Origin of the sequence: Zobellia nedashkovskayae, assembly GCF_015330125.1 — a bacterium.
GTDB lineage: Bacteria > Bacteroidota > Bacteroidia > Flavobacteriales > Flavobacteriaceae > Zobellia > Zobellia nedashkovskayae.
Map to the genome: position 1 here is coordinate 1,559,152 of NZ_JADDXR010000002.1, position 22,829 is coordinate 1,581,980.

The following is a 22,829-nucleotide window of genomic DNA, read 5'->3' on the forward strand; positions in this document are numbered from 1 at the left end:
ACTACTTTTATCAAACTAATTCAAAGCATATATAAGCCAGTCACTTATGAAAAAACTACTATTTATTTTAATGTTGATGCCAATCGTAATTTTGGCACAAGAAAAGACGGTAAGCGGCACCGTAAATTTTAACGGAGAGCCTTTGCCGGGGGTAAACATTGTTGAAAAAGGAACAACCAACGGGGTAACAACAGATTTCAATGGAAACTATGAGATTACCACCACTACCAATGCAGTATTGGAGATTTCGTATATCGGCTTCAAAAAACAAGAAGTAACGATAGGAGAGAACGCTACCATAAACATTGTTATGGAAGAAGATGCACAGCAATTAGACAATGTTGTGGTGCAGGGCTTTGCTGGTGTAATGGGTAAATCTAGAAAGCGTACCGCTTCAATTCAGACAACTCCAGAATCCGTTACAGCCTTTAATTCTGACGGGATTGAAAAAGCGGGTATAAATAATGTAGCCAACTTTGCCAATTTAGTGCCTAACCTTAAGTTGAGCGAAAGTCAGGCTATCGGGGTAAATTCTTTAGTAATTAGAGGGATACCTCAAATTCGAAATTCTGATGCTCCTGTTGCATTTGTAATAGATGGGGTTACAATAGCAGATCCTAGTCTGTTAAATCAAGAATTGTTTGATTTGGCTTTGATAGAAGTTGTAAAAGGACCACAAGGTGCTCTTTATGGAAAGAACGCTATTGGAGGTGCCATTAATATTTACTCTAAGGAACCTACCAATACCATGCAGAATAAAGTAACCTTGGGTTATGGTAACGGTAATGCAATAACTGGAGGTTTGGTATCATCGGGAGCCGTTAAAAAGGATAAGATTTTTTACCGCCTTTCAACACAGTACAAAAATTTTGACGGCCTGTTGACTAACGAGTTTTTAGATAAAAAAGTAGATTTCAGAAAAGAGTTTACCCTTAGAGGGCAAATGATGTTTAAACTTTCATCACAATTTAAGGCAAGTGTTACGGCTCAATATATTGATTCTAAAGGTGGAGCTACATATTATTCTACAAATCCTAGTTCTGCGGACAATGATTTCTTTGCTGTTGGTTTAGATTATTTGAATCCAAACCCGGATAAAGGTGATAACGTTATTTCGCAAGATACTTTTGGAGATTCTGAAATGCAGAATTTCTATACCAATCTTAATTTGGAATACAGTTTAGAAAATGTAAAACTACAAAGTATTACATCTTATAATAACGTGAAAAGAAAAACAGTTGGTGATTTAGATTTTATCGAAGTTTTTTGGCTCGATCAAGGCGAAACCAATGATACCAAATCTTTTAACCAAGAGCTGCGGTTAACAAATAGAAGAACAGACACAAAATTTGACTGGAGCTTAGGAGGTTTTTATCAAAATATAGAGCGTCCATTTTTTCAAAGTGATTATTTTTTAAGCGATGAATGGGCCGTTACAGATTATGTTGCCACTTTTAAGACGTTGGCAGTTTTTGGTTTCTTTGATTATAAGCTAACAGATAAATTGACTGCTTCAGCAGGGCTACGTTTTGATAGCGATAGATTTGATTTGGATGATTTGTTAAATGACCAAACCGATGAGAAAAAAGAGAATGTACTCCAACCTAAAGTCTCCCTGTCTTATCAATCTACAGAAAACGTATTGCTTTATGCAAATTATGGACGTGGATATCGTGCAGGAGGGTTTAACCCAAAAGTAACCCCACTATTCAATAGGGATTTTAAAGGAGAATTTTCCGATAATTATGAGGTTGGTTTTAAAACGTCTTCATGGAACAATCGTTTTATCTTGAATGGCTCAGTATTCTTTTCTGACTTTACCAACAGACAACAGTTTGCTATTACTGGTGATGATTTTACACCCGGTAATTTTAATTATGATAAGAGTACTATTGTTGGATTTGAATTTGACACCAAAACCAGAGTGTCTAAATATTTAGATATTTTGTTCAATTACGGATTCGTGAAATCTAAAATAACTGAAGGCGGATCTACCGGAGGCGAAAGCGGAACCGAAAGAGACCTAAATCAGTTTAATGATAAAAACACCTCCTTGGTGCCTCAAAACAACTTCAATTTAGGCTTGGCGTCAAACATTCCGTTCAATGAGAAAACTACTCTAGATCTTAGCGTGAACTACAACGGAACCGGAAAAATATATTGGGAAGATTCCAATTCGGCAGATTACACATCAGATGCCTATCAACTGTTGGATGCGCAAGCAACATTATCAATCAACAAGATTAAGTTGTCTTTATGGGCACGTAATATTTTAGATAAAAAGTATTATTTAGAATATTCTGAATCTGGATTTGGTTGGTTAGGAACACCTGCTACAGTTGGAACTACATTTACTTTTAGCTTTTAAAAAGAGATTGATAGGTAATAAACAAAACAAAACTATGAGTAACACATATAATTCAGAAACAGCAAAACTCTCTCAAATAATGATAGTGGAGATGTTTAAAGTGCAACTCGGTGAGACCGTTGCTATAACGGGAGATAATGGTTCAAATAGAGATTTAGCCGATGCTTTGGCGGCAGAGACCAAAGCTGCAGGAGGTAAATCATTAATTTTATGGACCCCAAAAGCAGAACAAGACGGAGAAGCCGGTATGAAAGATTGGCCATCAGAAGTCCTAACAGCTGCTTTGAGTCATGTTGATGTTTGGATTGAATTAAATTCTAAAGTCTTCCTATATTCAACCATTTGGGAAAAAGCATTTGAGAACAACAAGAAATTGAGATATTTAATTATTGGCGAAAGTTCTATTCCTTCTTTAATACGCACGTTTGTAGGTTTTGAGATTGATATTTTAGAAGAGTTTTTGAATAAAATTAAAGTAATGACTATGAAAACAAAAGTCATTACCATAACCAGTGCCAATGGCACAAAACTTACTTATGAAACGGATTCTGATTATTCGTTCGATATTGATAGTGGGGATTATTCGAAACCCATATTTGGTACTGCGCCGGGTTATGTCAACGTTGTTCCAAAAACAGATAGCATGAATGGCAATATTGTTTTTGATATGATACAGCATGCAGATGTGTATAACACAGACAATCATTTAGAATTTATAATGAAAGACGGAAGGGTTGCTGATGTAAAAGGTGGGTCTGAAGCTGAAAAATACAAGACCTATTTAGCTTCTTTCGATGATCCAAATATGTATAAGATTTCTCATAATATGTTTGGCTTTGGTCCAAATATTAGAAAATTATGTGGAGAAATTGTGGAAGATGAACGTATTTGGGGGGGCGTAGATTTTGGTTTCGGTCATACGAGTCCAATGGATATGCCACCTCTTGGCCAGCCGGCTAAATCTCATTTTGATGGTGTTGTCGGAAAAGTAAGTATCTTTTTAGACGCTATTCAAATCGTGGATGACGGTGTCGTTTGCCATCCTGAATTAAAGCCATTAGCAGAAAAATTACTAAACAACTCGTAATGTCAAATGCAGCAGAAGTAGGTGTTGATGATTATTCAAAAACAAAAGTACCTCAAGATAAAACTGTCCATGGTATTCATATAGCTTCTATAATTGTGGGTATAGGTGTAACCTTACCCACTTTTTTTTTAGGGGCAGAAGTAGCACAATCCATCGGGCTCTCAAATGCCTTTTGGGTTTTTCTAGGGGTAAACATTGTCTTAAGTGTGCTTTGTGGCATTACGGCTATTATAGGCAATAGAACAAGATTGTCAACCTATATGCTTTTGCATTTTTCCTTCGGAAAAAAAGGAACCTTGCTTATAAATTTTTTAATAGGAATAACCCTTTTAGGATGGTATGCAGTAACGGTTGAAATATTTGGGGAAGCACTTACCGATGCTTTTAAACACCTTTTGGATATTGATGTACCATTATATGTCAGTATTATTTCAGGAAGTATTTTAATGACACTAACTTCTATTTATGGCTTTACGGTTGTAGAACGTTTTTCGGCAATTGCAGTACCTTTAATGATTGTTTTTCTGGTGTATGTACTTTACGTATGTACAAATGAGAATAGTATTGGGAGTCTGTTGGCTATTGAGGGTAATGGAAACATGACCATTATACAGGCCATTTCTGCTATTGTAGGTATGACCATTTTAACACCGGTTTTGATGCCTGATTTTACTCGCTTTGCCCGTACTGATAAAGATAGTTTAATATCTGTTTTGGCATTAGCATTTGGTTTTCCTTTGATTTTGTTGGCAGGGGCAATTCCTAGTTTGGCAACCGGTGAGATTGATATTATGAAGATAATGATCGGACTAAGTTTAACGGTACCTGCATTTGTTATTTTAATTTTTTCTACATGGACCACAAACACCTCTAATCTATATTCCACTCAACTTACCCTATCTACTGTTTTTAAGAAGCAGAAGTATGCTGTTTTAGGACTTATTGGTAGTTGCGTTGCAACTTTAGTAGCTGTAATTGGTATTGCTACTCATTTTATATCCCTATTAAACGTATTAAGTATTTTAATCCCTCCTATTTCTGCAATTTTTATAGCTGATTTTTTCTTCATTAGAAATCAAGATTATGATCTAAAAGATTTTAATAAATTACCAGCATTTGGTATACCGGCAATTATTAGTTGGTTGGTGGCCTGCGTAGTAGCTTTTTTGGGCTCTTACAATCATATTACACTAACAGCTATTTCTTTTTTTGATTCCTTTTTAGTGGCCTTCATCTTATATCTTATCCTAAAAAAAACCTGGAAATAATGCAAATAACCAAATTAGAACCAAATGCTATTTGGCATCATTTTGAAGCCATTAATACTATACCACGAGCTTCTACAAAAGAACAAGAAATTATTGAGTTTATGGTTGCCTTTGGGAAGTCGTTAAGCTTAGAAACTTCTGTTGATGCAATTGGGAACGTTATTATCAAGAAACCGGCCACTAAGCGAAAGCTAGATGCTAGAACCGTTGTTTTACAGGGGCATTTAGATATGGTACATCAAAAGGAGGCGACCTCAAATTTTGATTTTGCAAGCCAAGGCATAGAAATGTTCGTTGATGGAGATTGGGTAAAGGCAAAAGAAACCACATTAGGAGCGGATAACGGAATTGGTGTTGCGGCGATTATGGCGGTTTTGTCCTCTAATGATTTGGAGCACCCTCCTATTGAGGCTTTGTTTACCATAGATGAAGAAATGGGTATGACCGGTGCCATGGCATTGACTAATGACCAGTTAAAGGGAAGTATTCTATTGAATTTGGATTCTGAAGAAGATGATATGATTACCATTGGATGTGCCGGTGGCGTTGATGTGACGATAGATGGTTCATATAAGACAGAACTTTTAAATGCAAAGAAGTATAGCTTATTTAAAATTAAGCTCAGTGGATTAACAGGGGGCCACTCTGGTGTAGAGATACATTTGAACCAAGCAAATGCTATAATTGTATTAGCCGAGTGTTTAGATGATTTGATATCTAAAACAGGTTGTAGATTACATAGCGTGAATGTGGGTACATTAACCAATGTAATACCTAGAAATGGCTGGGCAATAGTGGCAGTTGCAAAGGATAAAAGCGATTTGTTTTCACAAGCGTTTATAGCTATCGCCGAGAAGCTTAAGAAAAAATATCATGCTACGGATGCAGATCTAAAGTTAGCATTTTCAAAAACAGAAACCACCACAGCGGTTTTAGATGTACAAACACAGAATCAATTAGTAAAAGCTATTTTGCTCACCCCAAACGGGGTGTATTCAATGACCGAAGGTATTGCGGACTTGGTGCAGACTTCTAATAACATTGCTATACTCCATATTGGCGAAGGTCGTTTTCATGCGGCATGTCACACCCGTAGTTCTGTAGATAGTGAACGGGATGAATTGGCGGGAAAAATAAAAGATTGTTTCTCATTTGCAGAGGTCATAGAAGTTGGCCCTTACCCAGGTTGGGAACCTAGACCCAATAGTGAACTTTTAAGTCTTACTAAGAAGTGTTATGAAAAGTTGAATGGTGAGACGCCAATTGTTAAATCAATACATGCCGGTCTGGAATGTGGCATTTTATCAGGGACTTTTCCTGCTATGCAGATGGTTTCTTTTGGTCCTAATATTTTAGGAGCTCATTCACCTGAAGAACGGTTACAGATAAGTTCCACTCAAAAATTCTGGAAACTCTTGGTCAAATTACTTAAAGAATTGGAATAACCCCATAAACGATGGCCGAGAATAATCAATATACAAACACTAAAGTACAATCTAAAGATTTTACTTCTGGTTGGCTTATTGCATTGCTCATTGCCGGCACAGGGTTAACGCTCCCTATCCTTTATTTGGGGTCTGAAGTTGCGTTGGGTATTGGGCTTAAAGGTGCTTTATGGGCTTTTGGTATAAGTACAGCCGTATTAACGATAATGTGTCTGGCTACCACTAGAATTGGTAATCGTTCTCGTCTTTCTACCTATATGATACTTCATTTTAGCTTTGGTAGGCAAGGGGCCAAGATTATGAACACCATTTTTGGTATCACTCTTTTGGGCTGGTTTTCCGTAGCCTTGGAGTTATTGGCTATAGCGGTCGCAGACACTGCATTCGCTACGTTTTCTGTAGTATTGCCACAGTGGATTATAATCTTGGTAATGGGGATGTTAATCACCGCAACCACTTTTCGCGGTATACGAAGTTTGGAACGATTGGCAAATATGGCTGTACCTGTTCTTACATTGTTTTTAATTTATGTTATTTATGTTTCGTTCGATCAAGGCATGTCTTTTCAGGAGGTGTTAGATTTTGTACCGGAAAATCCTACCATGACTTTGTTCGAAGCTACGTCAATACTGGTTGGTTCCTCTATTCTTTTCCCTGTATTAATGGCAGATTTTTCTAGGTTTATATACAATGACAGGCAAAGTATGATTGCCGTGCTGGGCATTACTATTGGTTTTCCTGTGGCATTAATTTTAAGTGCCATTCCATCTATACAAACGGGACAAGTAGATATTATAAAGGTAATGCAGGAATTTGACCTTGTATTGCCTGCATTTGTTTTATTGTTGGTTTCTACGTGGGTGGGCAACGCATGTAATCTCTATTCTACGGCACTCACTTTCTCTACGGTAAAAACAGGTTGGTCTTTTCAGAAAACGACCTTGTTATCAAGTGTTTTTGGTATTCTTTTTGCGCTGCTCGGTTTTTCAAATTATCTGTTCGATTTTCTTAGTTTTCTGGGTGTTTTGGCGCCTTCCATTTCTGCTATTTATATCATCCATTTTTATTGGGTAAAAAGACAACACTACGTATTGAACGAAATTGCGGAATGGGAGCCAAAGGCATTGATCAGTTGGGTTATTAGCTCGGGAATAACCGTGTTTACCTATTTAGACGTTTTTCAATTAACGCACGCCTACTTTGTTGATTCGTTTCTGATGGGTGGATTGACTTATATCCTCTTAAAGTGGAAAGAAATTAGAGAAGCAAAACAATAAAACCGTCTGTTAATACTTGAAAAGCTAGGGTTAATTGTATTCATCCCCAACGTAGCAACACCTTCGTTAATTTCTTAATGAAATGTTAATTATAGAATCTCTGATTTTGTGGGCTATTTTATGTCTCATATTAGATTACTGACTTCTTATTTTAACTATTCCTACATTTTCATGTATTTTATTGATGAATATGCACTGATGTATTTAAACTGTTATAAATAACTCTTCAAATCACTTCAATATCTGATAAAGATGTACTTATTTTAAATCTTATAAGCACACCTACTTATGTTACGTTAAGAAAAAAGTATCAACCCTGTGAGGGCTTAATATGGATTTTCTAGATTGATTTCCCCCATGTTCTTATTTGAACTCATTACGTATTCATTTTTTGCCGAAGTCTATTCAAGTGCAAAACGATATGATTGGGCTTTAGTTGGGGCCAATATATTATCACGAGATAGACGACAATTATTGTAGGTGATAGTGCAAACTATTTATTTTTTCAACTTGAAAAATTTATGCTTATGAAAAAGTCTTTATTAGTTATTCCTTTCTCGGTTCTTGTACATCTTTGTATAATCAATAGTGTTCTTTATTTCATGACTCCTGCAACATATTTGGCAGGAGGTAATGTGCTCTATTATAATTTAGCCTGGCTCTTTATTACTTTTAGTTTTAACTATTACCCTACAGAGCGAAGGGAGCGGTTTGAAACTAATCTTGCACGTTACTTTAAATTATTAGGTCTTTTTGGATTATCTTATTTTGCCTTGTACGGTTTTAAAAGTAATGTGGTTTATCCTTTTGAGTACCGAGCTTCGGTATTTCTTATTATTTGTTTTTTCTTGACTGCTTATAGATCGTTTTTCTATTGGATGCGGACAAAATATAGATTGTACGGAGGCAACTTCAGAAATGTAGTAGTTGTCGGAAGGGATAAGAATTTAAAAAAAATTAGAAAGGTTTTTGATCAGCCAGAACTGGGTTATAGGTATAAGGGATTTTTTGATGACAAACCTTCTGGAAGCCCTACTTATTTGGGTAAGATGAATGATTCTTTTAAATACATTCTTGAAAATGATATTGACTACATTTATTGTATTGCTTCAAAATTATCAAAAAAAGAACTGGAGTATTTAGTAACCTTTGCGGACAATAACCTGAAAAAATTAATGATTATTCCGGATAACAAAGAAATTTTTTCTCGGTCTATGTCAATTCAACTATATGACACTATACCTGTGTTGGCGATGAGGAAATCTCCTCTCGAGTTGGATTATGCACCAGTTATAAAAAGAGCTTTTGATTTCGTTTTTTCATCGCTTGTTATTCTTATGGTTCTATCATGGCTTACTCCATTATTATTCGTTTTAATGAAATCTGAATCTAAAGGGCCATTGTTCTTCAAGCAAAAAAGAAATGGTGTAAACAGAAAGGCTTTTTGGTGTTACAAATTTAGATCCATGACGGTAAATAAAGAAGCTAATACGGCTATGGCAACTAAAAATGATATGCGGGTAACTCGTATTGGCAAAATACTGCGTAAAACCAGTATTGATGAACTGCCACAATTTATTAATGTTTTTCTTGGGGAGATGAGTGTTGTTGGTCCAAGACCGCATATGGAGTCTCATACGGAGAAGTATGAAACATCTATAGATAAGTATTTGGTACGGCATTTTGTAAAACCAGGTGTTACTGGTTTGGCTCAGATAAAAGGGTATCGTGGAGAAATTATTAAAAAAGCAGATATCGTAAACCGTATTCGGTTGGATATATTTTACACGGAAAGTTGGTCTATGGGACTTGATTTAAGTATTATTTTCTCTACTGTGGTCAATGCGGTAAGAGGAGAGGAAAAAGCGTATTAAATAATTATAAGAAAGGCTTATAATACCACAAGTTTATTGGTGTTAGTTGTTTATCATTAATTTTCACTGTGAAAATAGTTTTATATCTTTGCCCTTTACAAAAAACGGCTCTTATAGTAAGAGAGTAGTGAAATTTCAATGAAAACAAGGAAACAAATAGGGCAGGATATTGTCGCATTATTGCTCATGTCAGCATTAATGTTGCCTATGCTCGTGCAGTTTTCCCATGTCTTTGATGAACATGAACATAAAGTTTGTCATGAGTTGACCACCCATATTCATGAGGATATACCTGATTGTCAAATCTGCCATTTTCATCTAGCTTCTTTTGACTATAAAGTTCCGGAATATCTTGATTTTATAGTTTCTTCTATTCCTAAAAAAGTAGAAAATCAGTTTTCTTCATTACTATTCCATTCCTTTAAAATAACCAATACCCAATTAAGGGCGCCCCCATATTTTCTTAGTTAAAATACACGGATTCCGTTTTATTTAATTTAAGAATTTATATGCTCTTATACGCTATATCTATGCTGCTATTTGGCAGCATATCTCCTATTTCCCAAGATTGTGACAATACTCTTTCAGGAACAGTAATAGATTTACACGATAGTTCTCTATTATCTGGGGCCTTACTTATTGTTGCGGGAACCGAACAAGCCGTTCAGACTGATGTAGATGGAAAATTTATAATAACAGGGCTTTGTGATGGCACGTATTCCATTCAAGTTTCGCATCCTTATTGTACCACACAAGGTTATACGGTAAAGGTGTCTGGAAATACTTCAAAAACCTTTCGCTTAGAGCATCATTTAGAAGAACTTAATGAAGTGACCATTAAAGGGAAAGCCTACCAAAATGAGGCAAAAACCATAGCTAAGACTAAGATATCCACCAGCGAGTTAGAAGATTTTAGTAACGGTTCCTTAGGGGATGCACTTAACAGCTTAAGTGGGGTTTCCTCACTAAACACAGGTAGTACTGTTGTTAAACCTATGGTTAACGGCCTGCACAGTAGTCGTGTAGTAATTATCAATAATGGGGTCCGGATGGAAGATCAAGAATGGGGGGCGGAACATGCACCGAATATTGATGTGAATTCCATAGCAAATCTAACTTTGATAAAAGGAGCGGGAGCTTTACAATATAGTGGTGATGCCATAGGTGGGGTCATAGTTGCAGATGCATTAAAAGTCCCGGTAAAGGATAGTTTGTACGGTAAAACACTCATGAACTTGGCTTCCAACGGGAGAGGTTCATCGGTTACATCACAATTAACCAAAAGCTTTCAAAATGGATGGTATGCTACGGCACAAGGAACAGTAAAACGCTATGGTGATTTTGAAACACCAGATTATGTTTTGAGCAATACGGGCGTTTTTGAGCGGAGTGCTTCATTACATTTTGGTGTGAACCGTTTTAAATATGGATTGGAGGGATATTATTCATTCTTTAAAAATGAAATAGGAATACTCCGAGCATCTCATGTTGGTGGAGCTTCGGACCAGTTAGCGGCAATAAATAGTGATGTTCCGTCTGTAATTGAGGATTTTACCTATGATGTTGGGGAACCTAGGCAAGATGTTACGCATCATTTGGCTCGTCTTAAAATGTTTTATCGTTTTGATGGTCTTGGAAAACTAAGTTTGCAATATGATTTTCAGCGGAACAATCGCTTGGAATATGACATTCGTGTAGGTGACGATGCAGATAAAGCTTCTATAGATTTAGAACTGGACACGCATACGGTTTTACTTGATTTAGATAGCGACCTCTCTGATAAAATTAATTTGAAGACCGGGCTAATGGCACGATACCAAACTAATTTTGCCGATCCTAATACGGGTATTCGAAGGTTAATACCAGATTATGATATGTATAATTTGGGTGCTTACGCCGTTGCAGATTACGACTTGAATGAAAATTTTCTTCTTGAGTTTGGAGCACGTTTTGACTATACGTATATAGATGCATTTAAGTTCTATCGTACATCAACTTGGGAGAATCGTAATTATGATCAACTATATGCAGATATTGTAATAGAGGAAACGGGAAATCAGATTTTAACGAATCCACAATTAAATTTTTATAACACATCCGCTACCGCAGGGGCAACATATTCTTTTGGTGAGGAATACAAAATCTTTTTTAATTATTCGCTGGCCGCTCGTGCACCAAATCCTTCAGAATTATTTAGCGAAGGTTTGCACCATTCGGCTTCACGAATAGAAATGGGAGACCTTGGTTTTAAGTCAGAAGTTGCTCATAAAGTTGCTGTAACATTAGAGCGCAAAAACCCGGTTTTTAGTTTTTCTGTCAATCCGTTTATCAATAGCATCAATGATTTTATGGTTATTGAACCCACATCAATCGAGCAGACCATACGAGGTAATTTTCAAGTTTGGGAGTACCGCCAGACCAATGCGCTGTTGTTAGGTTTTGATTTGGATGCCTCTTATGCGTTCACCAACAACTTCCGTTTAGACCACCAGTTTTCTTTCGTTAAGGGGTATGATCAAAGTCAAAACGAACCCTTAATAAGTATGCCGCCTGTCAATACAAAAAACAGTTTGGCATATCAAAACCCGAAGATCAATAACTTACGATTGGCGTTGCAGAGCGAATTTGTATTTCGACAGAACGAGTATCCAGATAATAATTTTGAGGTGTATATACCGGAAACGGAAACTTATGAAATAGTAGATGTAAGCACGCCGCCAGGGGCATATCACCTTTTAAATTTTAATTCTAGTATTGATTTTAATATTACCCAAAAATCGCAATTAACAGTAGGTTTTAAAGTCACGAACTTACTTAACAATTCATATCGAAATTACCTGAATCGTTTGCGCTACTATGCAGACGAGTTGGGTAGAAACTATTTGTTAAACCTTAAATTCAATTATTAATTAGTAAACTCCAAAAAAATGAAAAAGATTAAATTATTTAGTGCGTTAGTATTAGCAGGATCTTTATTTGTTGCTTGTTCAGATGATGATGACAGTACGCCAGAAATTGTAAATGAAGAAGAAATCATTACGACGGTTACCGTTACACTTTCTCCGGAAGATGATGGAACTGACGTTACATTGCAATTACAGGATCTTGATGGTGATGGATCAGGTGAGCCTGTTTATACAGTGTCAGGTAGCTTAGTGGCTAATATGGTCTATGACGGAAGCATAGTTCTTTTGAACGAAACGGAAAGTCCTGCAGAGGATATTACCGAAGAAGTTGAAGAGGAAAGCGATGAGCACCAGTTTTTCTATACAGTTGAAAGTGGTTTGGATTTAACTACGGAATATGCAAATTTTGACGGTGATGGTAACCCATTAGGAACAGAATTTACTCTTACTACAGGTGAAGCTAGTTCTGGTACACTTACATTTACTTTACGCCACGAGCCAACTAAACCAAATGATGGAACTTTGGCAGATGCAGGTGGAGAAACTGATGTTGAAGCTATGTTCAGTGTAGAAATAGAATAGACATAACAATACATCCCCCTTTATAATTATGCCTCGGCAATCTAAATGTTTTGATTGTCGAGGCTTTATTTTTGATACATATGGTAATACTTAAAAGCCTATAATTTTATATATTCGAATCATATCAATACATATATGAAACGTAGACATTTCCTCTCAAAATCCACAGTTGCAGCGGCTGCAACATGTGCCGCCCCATTAATTCAGTCGGTAGATGAAATAAAAGCGTCAATTAGGTTAATTCATCTAACGGATTGCCATGTTAACGGCGAAAAAAATGTGGAGAATGAACTTAGAAGAGCCCTTCGAAAGATAAATGCACTTGATAGAAAACCTGACTTTATTTTAAATGGAGGTGATGCTATTTTTGATGCTATGGAGGCAACAAAAAGTGATACAAAAAAGCAATGGAAATCTTGGCATACAGTTTTGAAAGAAGAGAACAGTTTGCCTATGCACGCCTGTATTGGAAACCATGATATTTTTGGTTGGGGTTTTTTGAAAAATCCTACGGCCAGTACTATAATGACCGGAAAACAATGGGCGATGGATGAGTTGGGTATCGCAAAACGTTATTATAGTTTTTCTTATGACGATTGGCATTTTATAGTGCTTGATACCGTACAGTATAAAGATTTGGCTTATCAGGCCAAATTGGATGAAGAACAATGGGAGTGGTTGGAGAAGGATTTGAGCGAATCAAAAGGGAAGTTTGTTTGCATACTATCACATATTCCATTGCTATCCTTTTGTCATCAAATATTTCTTGTTGGAGATGATGGAAAGTTAATTACGTTGCCACAAGGCATACTTATGAACTCTGAACCTTTGAGAATTAAGAACCTTATCAACAAACATGATAATGTAAAACTTTGCTTATCAGGTCATCTACACATGCAGGAAGAAATTGAATATTTGAACGTAAAGTATTTGTGTAACGGTGCTATTTCAGGTAATTGGTGGAAAGGAGCATTTCAAGAATTTGAACCGGCTTTTACCATAGTAGATTTATTTCCGGACGGAACATCTAAGCATGAATGGGTAACGTATTAAGTACTTGCCTTTATTTAAGTGCTACGGTATAATTTTCTTGGATATTATTTTGTGGGTACTCTTTGGACCATTATAGTTTACAGAAACTCATTGGCGTAATTTACAAAATGCATCCAACTTTTTTCAAGTTGGTCCATAGCTTCTCTTTTTTCATTAGAATTCAAAGAACTATAGGTAATTGAGTTCAAAACAAGTTTTTTAATGTCTTTTAAATCCAATTCCCACGCCATAATACTATACCAATAATCATAACTAAGTCCAGTATAATTGAAGATGGCGGGATCATCTGAGCTTATAGAGCATTGAACACCGTGTCTAAGCATTAGCGATGCAGGGTGGAGCCGTAAATCTTTGGAATAACCCAGTATTTGATTGCTTAGCGGATTTACTTCAATACAAATATCATTTTCAATGACGAGGTCAACGAGTTTAGGGAAATTCATCAAATTAAATCCGTGGCCAATTCTTTTGCTTCCTAATAAAACTGCATCGAATAGATTGTCTACAGATTGAGAGTTACTTTCACCATCGTGTAGGTATAAGGGCATATCTATACCATACACCTGTTTTAATGAATCCATCATTTTCCAAGATTGTTCAAAATAATGCGTTGTATGGCCATTGTCTTCCTCAGCTACCAAATCAAACCCCTTAATAAACTCGGGATACTTTTTTCTAATTTGAAACGCGGTTACAAGTTCTTCGGCAATCTTTTTATTTGAATAGAACCGTAATGAAGTGTAGATGGCTTTATGAGTAAAACCAGGATAATCGATTTTGGTTTTTTCAACTACTCTTTTTAATGTTTGTATGGTGGTGTCTATGGGATAAGTAATGCGCTGCCCCTTGGTATCAATGTCATATTTATTGCTTAGAAAAAGGCGTGTTTCCATATGCATGATACTGTCATTAATAAGATTACCGATTACATTTTTCATGTAATCTTCATACAAAGGCTTGTACTGATAGGCTCCATTAATTCTTTGAAATGTCTTTTCAAATTCTATCCAAATGTTTAGAGAATCAACAGTTGGTTCTTTAGTTAAGGTCAATAATTGAAGAAGTTCTTCTTTAAAGTGAGTGTTGTTTTTATCAAGTTCTGAAATGGAGTAAAACCCTGAAGGAACTTTCTTTTCACCAAAAAATTCAATTTGCCCCTTAATGTATTCTGCAGAAGATTTCCCCCAATACACATAGCTTTTGGGTTCTTGTATTGTTTTATCGATCAACCATTCAAAATCGACACCAGCGGCGGGGTGCAAATGATGTATACCGCCTTTTGGCATCTTTTGTAATAATTTGAACAAAGTTGTTTGCTCAACGTGGTCTTTATATTTTTCAAATGGCTGGGCAGGAGGTAAGACTCCAAGACTATCGTATTCCCGTTTCATTCTTTTTCTTAACGCAATAAGTTTTTCGTTAAGTTTAAGCTCTTCAGGGTTTAAGACTACATCTGCTGAGAACCTTTGGGCCTTATCGGCTTCAATCAATTTTTCTCTTGTAATATCATATGCATTGTTCTTGAATAGATTTTGCGATGGAGTTTTACATGCTCCAAATAGAAGGATAAAGATGAGTACTACAAACGTATACTTATGCTTTATTATATGAATCATAATACCCATTTGCAATAGATTTTAAAAGCACGTAATCGTACAGCTAAAACAAAAATTTAAGTAATAACAGGATGTTGTAAACCTTCGTAGATAACCTCAATAATCGTAACCGTTAAGGTTTTAAAGATACCAATATTCCCAATAATAAAACCGTACCTATATTCAATAAAGTATATAGGTACGGTTGTTTGTTATCCACCAACGGTTTCGAAAATAGAAACAGTGTTTATTGAAAATCTTTTACCATATAGGTAAAAGCCCAATTGTGTCTATTATTCATACAACTTTATTAAAAGCTGTAGCGAATTCCGAATTGAGCATTCCACCTTGCGCTATAAGTTCCAGATTGAACTATATCATAGGTATCGCCCGGGTCGTTAAACTGAAAGCCTTGAAGCGCACCATCATCATCTATAACCGTTGTTAATAGCGGGAATGTGTTTCCAGAAACAAAATACCTTCTACCCCAGTTTTTATTTATCATATTAGTAAAGTTAAAAACATCAAAAGATAGTTGTAAGGTGTGTTTTGTATTCCCCGATTTTATAAAGAAGTCTTGGGTAATTTTTAAATCTATTACATGCTCAAAAGGAGTTCTTACCTTGTTCTGTTCTACATAATCTCCTCTTCTATCGTTTAGATAATCATTTCCTGAAATAAAGCTGTCAAAAGCCTCCCATTGTTGTGCTGCGCTGGCAATTACTTGACCATCACCATTTGTTTGATCTACAAAAGTAATATCGGCCTGACTTGCTGGAACATACAAGATGTCGTCATATCCAGCGCTGTTTGATACGTCCGAAAAAGGAGCGGAATACACATATGAATAGGGCATTCCACTTTGCCCGCTATAGAATAATGATATACCTGTAGCGAAGTTCTTAGCATACTCTGTTCTGTAACTGAAGAATCCGGTAATTCGTGAAGCGGCATCGTAAATAGAACGGCCAACAGAAGGATTGTTATTCCCATTTACGCTTAGAATATTATCCCAGTTGGTGCCGTTTATAAAACCGGAACCATCAAACAAGGCATCGGCTCTGGTAAAAGAATATGAGGCGCTTGCATCAAAACCATTTTGCCATGATTTAGAAAGCTGTGCGGTCAAATTGAAGGAATAGCCCTTATTGGTATTATCTACAAGCATAATGTCTGTGTACCTGTCATCAATTAAATCAGACAGGTCAAAAATAGCCCTATCATCTCCATTTAAAGCTGCTATATCAGAATCAATAGGGCCTTTGATATTAACATTCTTTACATCTAGGTTGTTAATTGTTTTGGTGTATGTAGCTTCCAATGTAGCATTAAAGCCATCTCCCAAATTTTGATCTACGGCTAGGCTAGATCTAAAGATTTGAGGGTATTTAAAATCTTCAGTAAACAAATCTACATCACCAGTAGGGCTGGCCGTACTGGCCAGATTATTTACCCAATCATTAGGATCGCTATATATGGGTTGACCAGAAAACACACCTACGTTAAAAGCACTGTTCAAACCATTTCTAATGAATATTCCACCAGGCCAAACCCATGGAACACGACTTGTAAATATCCCTAGGCCTCCTCTAATTTGTGTTTCTTTTTCTCCGGTAGGATCCCAGTTAAAACCGAATCTTGGGCTCCATAAGATTTTCGTTGATGGCGTTTTTCCGGCTTGCGCTCCCTTTAAATCATAGCCTTCGGCTTCAATAAGCGAGACGGTATTTGTATTGAAATCTACGTTATCCAATGGTGAATCGTCTAAAAAAATAGGTATATCCGCTCTTACGCCCAGGGTTAATTTCAAATTTTGATTGACTTGAAACTCATCCTGTGCGTAAAACGCCATTTGGAGGGCTTTAAATGTAGGTCCCAAGTTTTCGGCTTCGTCGCCCAAACGGATGTCACCTGTCGAATTTTGTTCGTGACCGAATAAAAACAAATCAGGTTCTTCATCGTTCAAGAACCGGTCTATGCCATTAAAAAAATACTCATATTGAGGTGTAGAGAATATGGTAAAAAGATTTTTGATACTAAAGAGTTCGTTGTGGGTTCCAATAGTGATGGTGTGCTTACCTTTATAGATGTTCAAGTTGTTGGTAAGGGTGTAAATTTCTTGGTCTACAATGTTGGAATAAGAAAAATTATCAGTTCCCACAATAATCTGCGCATTACCATCAGGAATTATAACTTGGGGGAAAGGGTCTCCAAGAATGTCCCTGTCATCAACAACTTTTGTTCGGCCCAGTATAAGGTTATTGGAAATCTTATTGCTAATATTACTCTTAAGCTCTATTGCAGTAGAATTTGTAGTCGTTGGAAATACATAACCTGCATTTCCGTAATACACGGTATTGCTATTTGGTGTTGGGTGTATTTCCGTATCGGCGTTTACATAACTATGTCTCGCAGATAGTTTATGTTTTTCATTAATGTTCCAATCAAGTTTTATAAGTACTTTTTCACCATTGATTGTTTGTGGGTTGTCTAAATAGCCTCCTGGGTCATAATCGTAAGTATTGATCAACTTATTTCTGATTGCTTCTAAGTCGCCAACGATGTCAGTTGAATTACCATTGTAATCATTGGCTACAAAAGGCCTTGGGTTTTCATCGCGTTGTACTTCCGCATTGAAGAAAAAGAACAATTTATCCTTAACAATTGGCCCTCCCAGTCTAAGACCATAGGTTTTTGATGAAAAGGGAGCTAATTTGGTACGTTCTGCATCAGGATCATCCGTTGGTGTTTTACCAGAAAGGTTTTCGTTTCTTGTAAAAAAGTAAGCAGAACCTTCAAAAGTGTTCGTACCGCTCCTAGTTACCGCATTAATACCTCCACCAGCAAAACCACCAAGGGTTACATCATAAGGTGCTAAAACTACTTGAATTTGCTCAAGTGCATCGGGGCTAATAGGAGATATTCCGGCTTGCCCACCGTTCGTTCCTGAGTTGGCCAACCCAAAAACATCATTGTTTACGGCCCCATCTATAAAAATTGCGTTGAACCGATTGTTAATACCAGCAAAAGATATACCTCCGCTATTGGTAGCACCGGCGTTACCAATATTTGCTTGTGGAGTTAGGCGCAAGTAGTCGGAAAATCCCCTGTCCGAGGTTGGTATAGTCTGTAAATCTTCTAGGGTAACCTTAGTTTCTGCCCCGGTTTTGTTTCCATCAAACAAACCACCAGCGGTTATGGTTACGCCTTCTAGTTCTGTTATATTTTCTTTTAGGACAAAATCTAAGGAAAGTGTTTGACCTAAATTTAAGAACACATCGTTCATTGTAATATTTGTAAAACCAGTATAGGAGACCACTATAGTATATGGTCCACCAACATTGACATTGTTTAAGGTAAAAAGACCTTCAATGTTTGATACGGTAGCATATTTAAAACCTGTAGGGGTATGGGTTGCTTGAATGGTGGCCCCAGGAAGTACTTCTCCTGCTTCATCAGTAACATATCCCGTTATTCTTGCAGACGTAGTACCTTGGCCCACCGCATAAAAAGTCGAGGAAATAGATAATAAGAAAAAGAAAAGTAGCGGTAAATTTTGACGGAGATTTAGAAAGTTAAGTAAGAAGGACGGGGACGTAACAATCGATTTTACGACGGGGTTTTTTAACATGATTTTCATTTTTAACGGTTGGTTCTCAGGAAACTAAAAATATATTGTTTTTATTATTTTTAAAAATTTAACGTAAGAATTACTGTATTTTAAAATTAGCCCGCCTTAAAAAATCAGTATAAAAAATTAGCCCTCTCTTATTTTTGTTATCTGCATTTTTTTGCGATAAATGCAAAAACTATTTTCCCAGCAAAGTTTTTTTGAAATTAAAAGTGTTGTGATTTATTTCTATATTATGACGATTTACCTAGGTATTGAAGTGTTTTTTAACTACCATTATTTTAAATACTATGAAATTATTTTTCTCAAAATTGACTTTTGGAACTAATGTGCTGCTGTTGTTCTTGTTGCCTAAACTCTCCACATCCCAATCTAATGTTGTTCCATTACCAATTGAAGTGAAGGTGGTCGTGGTCACTATGTTTGAAAAGGGTGAGGCTACGGGAGATACTGCAGGAGAACTACAAAGATGGGTAGAAAGAGAAGAAATTAAAAAGACCTATGAATTTCAGATGGGTGAATTTCCATTGTTCCTAACCGAAGATAATGTTCTGCTAACTTGTACTGGGGGAGGTATATCTAATGCTACCGCATCTATTACGGCATTGGGTCTTGATGAACGTTTTGACCTATCATCCGCATATTGGTTGATAGCGGGTATAGCCGGTGGAGACCCCAATGATATTTCACTAGGATCTGCTGCCTGGGCAACTGTTGTAGTTGATGGTGATTTGGCTTATGAAATTGATGCAAGGGAAATACCTGAGGATTGGCCATATGGTTATTTACCATTAGGTGCTAAGAAACCCGCTCAATCTCCTTCCGATATTTACACGGGATGGACCCTCGATACCATTAAATTTGATTTGAATGAAGGGTTGTCTAAATGGGCTTACCAAAAGACCAAAGATGCTCCTTTAACCATAGGGAAAGAAACTAAAGATTTTGAAAAACTTTTCAAAAACTACCCTAATGCCCAAAAAGACCCTTTTGTGACTATGGGCGAAACATTATCTTCCAGTACCTATTGGCACGGAAAGCTTTTAAACCAGTGGGCAAATGATTGGGTGAAACTTTATAGTGACAAAAACAAAAATTTTATGACCTCAAATATGGAAGACAGTGGCACCTTAACTGCACTTCAGCGCCTAGAACATGCAGGTTTGGTGAAAACAAATAGGGTCATGGTCTTGAGAACGGTTAGTAATTATACAATGCCTCCAGAAGGTCAATCCGCCTCGTGGAGTACCACCGCCCCATATCCTGAGCAAGGGATTCCTGCATTTGAAACCGCCTATACTGTTGGGAATATTGTCGTTGATGAAATAGTTAAGGAATGGACCGAAATGAAATTGAATATACCGAGTGCCGAATAAGCGGTAGTTTATAATGAATTTTATGTTAGAGCCAATATTAAAAACCCACCAATAACTATTGGTGGGTTTTTTTATGAACAAAACTATTCTGATTTTAATTAATGGTCGTGCTCTGCGTCTTGATCTCCTTCTATAGAGAACCCATTAATCTTAATATTGTTTACAGGTGTTTCTAGTTCAATGGTATGTACATGCTCTAAGTTTTCAATCTGTAATACTTTTATTTGAACTCTATTAGGGGCTAATACATAAAGAAACTTATCGGAACTCACTATTACCGGACTAAGGTCTTCATCTAAGGCGTTTGCGTTTGAAGCTTCTGTTGTATTGGCAAGTTCTGGAATATTGGCTATTTCAACCGTACGACTTATAAGTTCAGTTCCTGTTTCAGCATCAAAAACATGAATTGTATTATCACTTGTATATAGAATATAATAATGACCATCAAAGTTGAACAAGTCTCCGGATACATCATCACCTGAATAAATATTTGCTAATTCTTTTGTCTCAGGGTCAATCATAAAAACACCTAAATTACCTGCTCTAGCAAAGAAATGATCGGATTCGTCATGGCCTTTAATAGATGCCAACCAGTTGCCAGAATCAGCATTAAGACCTTCTATGTTTTCAATTAAATCCATATTGGTCTCAGTATCCACTAGTATTATTCCATCGGTAGAACCAAAAACGCCATAGTCACCGTTCACAGCAACTCCGTGAATACTTTCAACTTCAATGCCACCATTATCGTCTATAACAGTACCTTCTTCATCAATAAATTTCACCATTTGTGGAATACCACCGGCTTCATCAGTGTTTTTGAAGGTTGCAACGAACATGCCGTTATCCAATCTTACAGCAGCGCCATGGTGTGCCACAGTATTTTCAAGCATGTAAACTTCGGGTTGATATGAAGGGATTTCTAGTGACTCTTCGTCAACATATACAATAGACCCATCGCCATCATTAAAGATTACAATATCTCCTTCTGAACCCGTATAATGAGTTGGTAAAAGGCTGCTGAATTCCGCGCTGGCCCATTGGGCTTCATATTCATGGCCATGGTCTTCATGGTTTGAGATACCTGAATCAAAAAAGCGTACTTGCCCACCTGCGCGATCAATAGCTGCTAAGTAGCGCCCGGAATTAGTGGTGTAAAAGCTTTCGCCTTCAACAAATACGGCATCAACACTATAGGTAATTTCGCCCGAATCGGCTTGCATAAGGTCTATAGAATCATCGGTTAACAGTGATAATCGTACCCAGTCACTTTCCATATCCTGGAATTCCAGTTCTTCCGAATCGGTATCGGAAGGTTCTTCAATAATCGACTCGTCGTCAACAATAATGTTGTCATCATTACTACAAGCGGTAAATAAACCGAATGCTACTGCAAAGACAGAAATTTTTAAAATTGATTGTTTCATGTTTTTCATTTTTAGTTAGTTATTAAATTGATTTACTGATATATTTCCGTTAGTGTCTTCCGCCCATACTACCAGCGTATTGCCTTGTAGTTTTGTGAAAAAGTCAGAATTGTTGGCGAATAGGCTTTGTAGGTCAATCTCCTGGGCGTCAGGAAGGGTGTCGCCTTCATTTGCTCGGTACTGATGCGGCCAATTTGATTCACCCCAGACCCATTCCTTTAGAATGGTACCTTCTTGACCCGTATTTTCTGTACTTGGTTCTTCTATATAAATCCATAGAAAAGAAATATCAGATGAAGCGTTATGATCTGTATTGCGATATACTTTACCCACAATGTTCTCGTTGGCGATATCTAAATCTGTTAGTTCTACCTGCGGTGCGTAGGTTGTATTAAGATATAGCGTAGTGTGATAGGTAGAGTTGTCGGAATACTTCGTCTCGTTCCCTTCTACATCGGTCGCTTGAATTGAAAAGTGATAGGGTCCACCCAAAATAAGCTCATCTTCATCTATGTCCGGATTACGGTCATCCCAGAAAATACTAGTAGAATAGTTAAAAAGTGTAGGGTCTGTTATTTGTTCCGCTTCAATGACTTCGCTATGGCTAAATAGCTTGAATTTTAAATTTACCGTAGAAGCTGTTTTTCCATGGGTATGACCATCAAAACCACTATGCGATTCTAGTTTTATTTCTTGAATACCTGTAGCATCCGTAATGGAAAAAGCTACGGGAATTTCATTGGTATTGGTGTCCGTCTTAAGAAAATACTCCGGTTGCACACTTGCGTTGCTAGCGTAGGGTAATATAGAGGGAGCTTCTAAGTCAATTTCATCTTCTTTATCCTCGTTTAAACAAGAGGAAAATAGAAATAGATAGAAGAGAGATAATAGTGTAATTTTTTTCATCTGTTTTTCATTTTTGAATTCATATTGGATTTAT

General features: G+C 36.8%; 15 protein-coding genes. 11 read left to right on the forward strand and 4 right to left on the reverse strand.

Annotation, left to right across the window (positions count from 1 at the left end):
- Positions 1–46: 46 nt before the first annotated feature.
- From IWB64_RS06660 to IWB64_RS06705, 10 genes are all read left to right on the forward strand, one after another.
- Positions 47–2,368 (forward strand): TonB-dependent receptor, encoded by a 2,322-nt coding sequence (locus tag IWB64_RS06660; RefSeq protein ID WP_194533261.1) that lies wholly within the window; start codon positions 47–49, stop codon positions 2,366–2,368.
- Between the two features lie 34 nt (positions 2,369–2,402).
- Positions 2,403–3,455 carry a M29 family metallopeptidase gene (locus IWB64_RS06665; protein ID WP_194533262.1) on the forward strand — a complete coding sequence of 351 codons (1,053 nt, stop codon included), beginning with the start codon at positions 2,403–2,405 and terminating at the stop codon, positions 3,453–3,455.
- Entirely contained in the window at positions 3,455–4,723 is a 1,269-nt protein-coding gene (locus IWB64_RS06670; RefSeq protein ID WP_194533263.1) for a cytosine permease, read from the forward strand. The genes IWB64_RS06665 and IWB64_RS06670 overlap by 1 nt, the downstream gene beginning before the upstream one ends.
- On the forward strand, positions 4,723–6,168 hold the full coding sequence (locus tag IWB64_RS06675) for an aminoacyl-histidine dipeptidase (RefSeq protein WP_194533264.1): 1,446 nt from the start codon (positions 4,723–4,725) through the stop codon (positions 6,166–6,168). Before IWB64_RS06670 ends, IWB64_RS06675 begins: the two co-directional genes overlap by 1 nt.
- 11 nt (positions 6,169–6,179) lie before the next feature.
- Complete coding sequence (locus IWB64_RS06680) at positions 6,180–7,445, forward strand: purine-cytosine permease family protein (protein WP_194533265.1); 1,266 nt, start codon at positions 6,180–6,182, stop codon at positions 7,443–7,445.
- 527 nt (positions 7,446–7,972) lie between these two features.
- The gene (locus IWB64_RS06685) at positions 7,973–9,319 is read left to right on the forward strand and encodes an exopolysaccharide biosynthesis polyprenyl glycosylphosphotransferase (RefSeq protein WP_194533266.1); all 1,347 of its coding nucleotides are present in this window, start codon (positions 7,973–7,975) and stop codon (positions 9,317–9,319) included.
- Between the two features lie 138 nt (positions 9,320–9,457).
- Positions 9,458–9,790: a hypothetical protein gene (locus IWB64_RS06690; RefSeq protein WP_194533267.1), complete on the forward strand. Its 333-nt coding sequence runs from the start codon at positions 9,458–9,460 to the stop codon at positions 9,788–9,790.
- 38 nt (positions 9,791–9,828) lie between these two features.
- Entirely contained in the window at positions 9,829–12,228 is a 2,400-nt protein-coding gene (locus IWB64_RS06695; RefSeq protein WP_194533268.1) for a TonB-dependent receptor, read from the forward strand.
- An 18-nt stretch (positions 12,229–12,246) separates the two neighbouring features.
- Positions 12,247–12,807 (forward strand): type 1 periplasmic binding fold superfamily protein, encoded by a 561-nt coding sequence (locus tag IWB64_RS06700; RefSeq protein WP_194533269.1) that lies wholly within the window; start codon positions 12,247–12,249, stop codon positions 12,805–12,807.
- Between the two features lie 135 nt (positions 12,808–12,942).
- Positions 12,943–13,860 (forward strand): metallophosphoesterase family protein, encoded by a 918-nt coding sequence (locus IWB64_RS06705; protein ID WP_194533270.1) that lies wholly within the window; start codon positions 12,943–12,945, stop codon positions 13,858–13,860.
- Positions 13,861–13,937: 77 nt separating this feature from the next.
- Here IWB64_RS06705 and IWB64_RS06710 read toward each other — a convergent pair whose 3' ends face one another.
- Together IWB64_RS06710 and IWB64_RS06715 are read right to left on the reverse strand one after the other, a co-directional pair.
- Positions 13,938–15,476 carry an adenosine kinase gene (locus IWB64_RS06710; RefSeq protein WP_194533271.1) on the reverse strand — a complete coding sequence of 513 codons (1,539 nt, stop codon included), beginning with the start codon at positions 15,474–15,476 and terminating at the stop codon, positions 13,938–13,940.
- A 289-nt stretch (positions 15,477–15,765) separates the two neighbouring features.
- Entirely contained in the window at positions 15,766–19,086 is a 3,321-nt protein-coding gene (locus tag IWB64_RS06715; protein ID WP_194533272.1) for a TonB-dependent receptor, read from the reverse strand.
- A 290-nt stretch (positions 19,087–19,376) separates the two neighbouring features.
- Between IWB64_RS06715 and IWB64_RS06720 the strand changes: the two genes are divergently transcribed.
- The gene (locus tag IWB64_RS06720) at positions 19,377–20,462 is read left to right on the forward strand and encodes a purine-nucleoside phosphorylase (RefSeq protein ID WP_194533273.1); all 1,086 of its coding nucleotides are present in this window, start codon (positions 19,377–19,379) and stop codon (positions 20,460–20,462) included.
- A gap of 98 nt (positions 20,463–20,560) precedes the next feature.
- Here IWB64_RS06720 and IWB64_RS06725 read toward each other — a convergent pair whose 3' ends face one another.
- Positions 20,561–21,889, reverse strand: coding sequence for a DUF5074 domain-containing protein (locus tag IWB64_RS06725; RefSeq protein WP_194533274.1), 1,329 nt, complete (start codon positions 21,887–21,889; stop codon positions 20,561–20,563).
- 15 nt (positions 21,890–21,904) lie between these two features.
- Entirely contained in the window at positions 21,905–22,795 is an 891-nt protein-coding gene (locus IWB64_RS06730; protein ID WP_194533275.1) for a DUF4625 domain-containing protein, read from the reverse strand.
- Positions 22,796–22,829: the final 34 nt, after the last annotated feature.